Origin of the sequence: Kribbella monticola (genome assembly GCF_003261635.1) — a bacterium.
Lineage (GTDB): Bacteria > Actinomycetota > Actinomycetes > Propionibacteriales > Kribbellaceae > Kribbella > Kribbella monticola.
On record NZ_QFXK01000086.1, the window covers coordinates 1 to 5,433 of the forward strand.

Genomic DNA, 5,433 nt, shown 5'->3' on the forward strand with positions numbered 1-5,433 from the left:
ATATAGATTTCAACGGAGAGTTTGATCCTGGCTCAGGACGAACGCTGGCGGCGTGCTTAACACATGCAAGTCGAGCGGTAAGGCCTCTTCGGGGGTACACGAGCGGCGAACGGGTGAGTAACACGTGAGCAACCTACCCTCAACTTCGGGATAAGCCTCGGAAACGGGGTCTAATACCGGATATCACTTCCTGCTTCATGGTGGGGGGTTGAAAGTTCTGGCGGTTGGGGATGGGCTCGCGGCCTATCAGCTTGTTGGTGGGGTAATGGCCTACCAAGGCGTCGACGGGTAGCCGGCCTGAGAGGGCGACCGGCCACACTGGGACTGAGACACGGCCCAGACTCCTACGGGAGGCAGCAGTGGGGAATATTGCGCAATGGACGGAAGTCTGACGCAGCAACGCCGCGTGAGGGATGACGGCCTTCGGGTTGTAAACCTCTTTCAGCAGGGACGAAGCGAGAGTGACGGTACCTGCAGAAGAAGGACCGGCCAACTACGTGCCAGCAGCCGCGGTAATACGTAGGGTCCGAGCGTTGTCCGGAATTATTGGGCGTAAAGGGCTCGTAGGCGGTTCGTCGCGTCGGGAGTGAAAACTCGGAGCTCAACTCCGAGCCTGCTTCCGATACGGGCAGACTAGAGGTAGGCAGGGGAGAGCGGAACTCCTGGTGTAGCGGTGGAATGCGCAGATATCAGGAAGAACACCGGTGGCGAAGGCGGCTCTCTGGGCCTTACCTGACGCTGAGGAGCGAAAGCGTGGGTAGCGAACAGGATTAGATACCCTGGTAGTCCACGCCGTAAACGTTGGGCGCTAGGTGTGGGGGACATTCCACGTCCTCCGTGCCGCAGCTAACGCATTAAGCGCCCCGCCTGGGGAGTACGGCCGCAAGGCTAAAACTCAAAGGAATTGACGGGGGCCCGCACAAGCGGCGGAGCATGCGGATTAATTCGATGCAACGCGAAGAACCTTACCTGGGTTTGACATATAGGGAAATCCTCCAGAGATGGGGGGTCCGTAAGGGTCCTATACAGGTGGTGCATGGCTGTCGTCAGCTCGTGTCGTGAGATGTTGGGTTAAGTCCCGCAACGAGCGCAACCCTCGTCCTATGTTGCCAGCACGTTATGGTGGGGACTCATAGGAGACTGCCGGGGTCAACTCGGAGGAAGGTGGGGATGACGTCAAGTCATCATGCCCCTTATGTCCAGGGCTTCACGCATGCTACAATGGCCGGTACAAAGGGCTGCGAAACTGTAAGGTGGAGCGAATCCCAAAAAGCCGGTCTCAGTTCGGATTGGGGTCTGCAACTCGACCCCATGAAGTCGGAGTCGCTAGTAATCGCAGATCAGCAACGCTGCGGTGAATACGTTCCCGGGCCTTGTACACACCGCCCGTCACGTCATGAAAGTCGGCAACACCCGAAGCCGGTGGCCTAACCCTTGTGGAGGGAGCCGTCGAAGGTGGGGCTGGCGATTAGGACGAAGTCGTAACAAGGTAGCCGTACCGGAAGGTGCGGCTGGATCACCTCCTTTCTAAGGAGCATTCGGCGATCGACCCGTAAGGGTGGTCGTCAATTCGTCGTTTCTTGGACATCCGTTCCAGGGCGACGGTGCTTCGGAATGTGGAACATTGACCATTAGGCATGAAGCGGAACCGAGCGGACTAGTACTACTCAACTTGTTGAGTGTGGAACGGATGCGGAGTCGAGTGGAGTGCCGAGGCGCGCTGTTGGGTCCTGAGGAATCGGGCCGGATCTCTTCGGAGAGATGGACTGGTTTTTCTGGGTCACTACTACACCGGTTGATTGATCCTTTGTGGGTCATGATTCCGGTGTGGCTGTGTGGCTGGGGCCGGCTTCCACCAAACTACTGGTGAGGATTTCTTTCTTGGGTGTGTTTTCCCTGGGTTGGAAGGTTTCCGAGGTAAGTGGTGATTTGGGGCTGGTGTTCCTGCCCGTATTTTGAGAACTGTATAGTGGACGCGAGCATCTTTGTAGTTTTTGTTGTGTGACAAGCTACTAAGGGCAATCGGTGGATGTCTTGGCACCAAGAGCCGATGAAGGACGTTGGAGCCTGCGATAAGCCCCGGGGAGTTGGCAACCAAGCTGTGATCCGGGGGTGTCCGAATGGGGAAACCCAGCTGGCATTCTAAAGCCAGTTACCAGTGCCTGAACACATAGGGTTCTGGAGGGAACGCGGGGAAGTGAAACATCTCAGTACCCGCAGGAAGAGAAAACAATAGTGATTCCGTGAGTAGTGGCGAGCGAAAGCGGATGAGGCTAAACCATGTGCGTGTGATAGCCGGCGTGCGTTGCGTATGTGGGGTTGTGGGAGCATTCAGATCCTAATGCCGTGGGGTCAGGGAGTTATAAATCGTTGTTGAAGTCGAACCGGCTGGAATGTCGGACCGGAGTGGGTAATAGTCCCGTAGATGTAAGACAGTGACTTCCGAGTGTTTTCCCAAGTAGCACGGGACTCTTGAAATCTCGTGTGAATCTGGCGGGACCACCCGCTAAGCCTAAATACTTCTTGGTGACCGATAGCGGACTAGTACCGTGAGGGAAAGATGAAAAGTACCCCGGGAGGGGAGTGAAATAGTACCTGAAACCGGTTGCCTACAATCCGTCGGAGCATTCCTCTTGTAGGGGTGTGACGGCGTGCCTTTTGAAGAATGAGCCTGCGAGTTAGTGGTGTGTGGCGAGGTTAACCCGTGTGGGGTAGCCGTAGCGAAAGCGAGTCTGAATAGGGCGAAATAGTCGCATGCTCTAGACCCGAAGCGGAGTGATCTATCCATGGGCAGGTTGAAGCGCGGGTAAGACCGCGTGGAGGACCGAACCCACCAGGGTTGAAAACCTGGGGGATGACCTGTGGATAGGGGTGAAAGGCCAATCAAACTCCGTGATAGCTGGTTCTCCCCGAAATGCATATAGGTGCAGCGTCGCGTGTTTCTTACCGGAGGTAGAGCACTGGATGGTCTAGGGGGCTTACCGGCTTACCGAAATCAGCCAAACTCCGAATGCCGGTAAGTGAGAGCGCGGCAGTGAGACTGCGGGGGATAAGCTCCGTAGTCGAGAGGGAAACAGCCCAGATCACCAGCTAAGGCCCCTAAGCGATTGCTAAGTGGAAAAGGATGTGGAGTTGCCCAGACAACCAGGAGGTTGGCTTAGAAGCAGCCACCCTTGAAAGAGTGCGTAATAGCTCACTGGTCAAGTGATTCCGCGCCGACAATGTAGCGGGGCTCAAGCAATCCGCCGAAGCTGTGGCATTCACACTTGTACCCGGCCAGAACTTGTTCTGGTCCAGGTGTGTGGATGGGTAGGGGAGCGTCGTGCAGCGTGTGAAGCAGCAGAGTGATCTAGTTGTGGATGCTGCACGAGTGAGAATGCAGGCATGAGTAGCGAATGACGGGTGAGAAACCCGTCCGCCGAATGATCAAGGGTTCCAGGGTCAAGCTAATCTGCCCTGGGTAAGTCGGGACCTAAGGCGAGGCCGACAGGCGTAGTCGATGGACAACGGGTTGATATTCCCGTACCGGCATTAACACGACCCGACCGAACCTACTGATGCTAAGACCACGAAACCATGATGTCTTCGGATGGATTGGTGGAGTTGTTGACCCTAGGTGGTATTAGGTGCACTGAGGAGTGACGCAGGAGGGTAGTCCAACCGCGGCGATGGTAGGCGCAAGCTGATCCGCGGGCAAGGTGGTAGGGCGAGGCATAGGCAAATCCGTGTCTCATATAGCCTGAGAGCCGAGGCGGACCCGTTCAGGGGAAGTGGATGATCCCATGCTGCCGAGAAAAACTTCGTAGTGAGTGTTAGAGCCGCCCGTACCCCAAACCGACACAGGTGATCAGGTAGAGAATACCAAGGCGATCGAGTGAACCATGGTTAAGGAACTCGGCAAAATGCCCCCGTAACTTCGGGAGAAGGGGGGCCGGATACGTGACAAGGCTTGCCCTTGGAAGCGTTGATGGCCGCAGAGACCAGGCCCAAGCGACTGTTTACTAAAAACACAGGTCCGTGCGAAGAAGTAATTCGATGTATACGGACTGACGCCTGCCCGGTGCTGGAACGTTAAGGGGACAGGTTAGCCGGCTTCGGTCGGCGAAGCTTTGAACTTAAGCGCCAGTAAACGGCGGTGGTAACTATAACCATCCTAAGGTAGCGAAATTCCTTGTCGGGTAAGTTCCGACCTGCACGAATGGCGTAACGACTTGGGCGCTGTCTCAACCATGGACTCGGCGAAATTGCATTACGAGTAAAGATGCTCGTTACGCGCAGCAGGACGGAAAGACCCCGGGACCTTTACTACAACTTGGTATTGGTGGTCGGTACAACTTGTGTAGGATAGGTGGGAGACTGTGAAACCTGGACGCCAGTTCGGGTGGAGTCATCGTTGAAATACCACTCTGGTTGTTCTGGCTGTCTAACTTCGGTCCATTATCTGGATCAGGGACAGTGCCTGGTGGGTAGTTTGACTGGGGCGGTCGCCTCCTAAAAGGTAACGGAGGCGCTCAAAGGTTCCCTCAGCCTGGTTGGCAATCAGGTGTCGAGTGTAAGTGCACAAGGGAGCTTGACTGTGAGACAGACATGTCGAGCAGGGACGAAAGTCGGAACTAGTGATCCGGCGGTGGCATGTGGGAGCACCGTCGCTCAACGGATAAAAGGTACCCCGGGGATAACAGGCTGATCTTCCCCAAGAGTCCATATCGACGGGATGGTTTGGCACCTCGATGTCGGCTCGTCGCATCCTGGGGCTGGAGTAGGTCCCAAGGGTTGGGCTGTTCGCCCATTAAAGCGGCACGCGAGCTGGGTTTAGAACGTCGTGAGACAGTTCGGTCCCTATCCGCTGCGCGCGCAGGAGACTTGAGAAGGGCTGCCCCTAGTACGAGAGGACCGGGGTGGACGAACCTCTGGTGTGCCAGTTGTTCCGCCAGGAGCACGGCTGGTTGGCTACGTTCGGGAGTGATAACCGCTGAAAGCATCTAAGCGGGAAGCACGCTTCAAGATGAGGTCTCCCACCGAGTTAATCGGGTAAGGCCCCCAGTAGACCACTGGGTTGATAGGCCAGAGGTGGAAGCACCGTAAGGTGTGGAGCTGACTGGTACTAATAGGCCGAGGGCTTGTCACCACACCAACACTGTTGGTCAACAAAACAACTGCGCTTATGCGTCGCGTCCACTATACGGTTCCCGAAATACGGTCGACCCCCAGTCCGGTCTTTCCAGGTGGAGAGACCAAGTGACTCGCAGGTGGTTGGTTGATATTTCTATAGAGTTACGGTGACCATAGCGTCGGGGAAACACCCAGTCTCCATTCCGAACCTGGAAGTTAAGCCCTTCAGCGCCGATGGTACTGCGACCGGGAGGTCGTGGGAGAGTAGGACGTCGCCGGACATTCACACTGTTAAGGGCCACCCACACGGGTGGCCCTTAA

3 rRNA genes are annotated in these 5,433 nt (G+C 56.1%); all 3 read left to right on the top strand.

The features are described 5' to 3' along the window. Positions 1-9: 9 nt before the first annotated feature. The 3 genes from DIZ26_RS34695 to rrf all read left to right on the top strand — a co-directional run bounded on the left by DIZ26_RS34695 (position 10) and on the right by rrf (position 5,393). A 16S ribosomal RNA gene (locus tag DIZ26_RS34695) occupies positions 10-1,527 on the top strand. A 475-nt stretch (positions 1,528-2,002) separates the two neighbouring features. Continuing rightward, positions 2,003-5,128, top strand: a 23S ribosomal RNA gene (locus DIZ26_RS34700). Between the two features lie 147 nt (positions 5,129-5,275). Continuing rightward, positions 5,276-5,393: ribosomal RNA gene (rrf, locus tag DIZ26_RS34705) — 5S ribosomal RNA — on the top strand. The 16S, 23S and 5S rRNA genes sit together here, the layout of an rRNA operon. Positions 5,394-5,433: the final 40 nt, after the last annotated feature.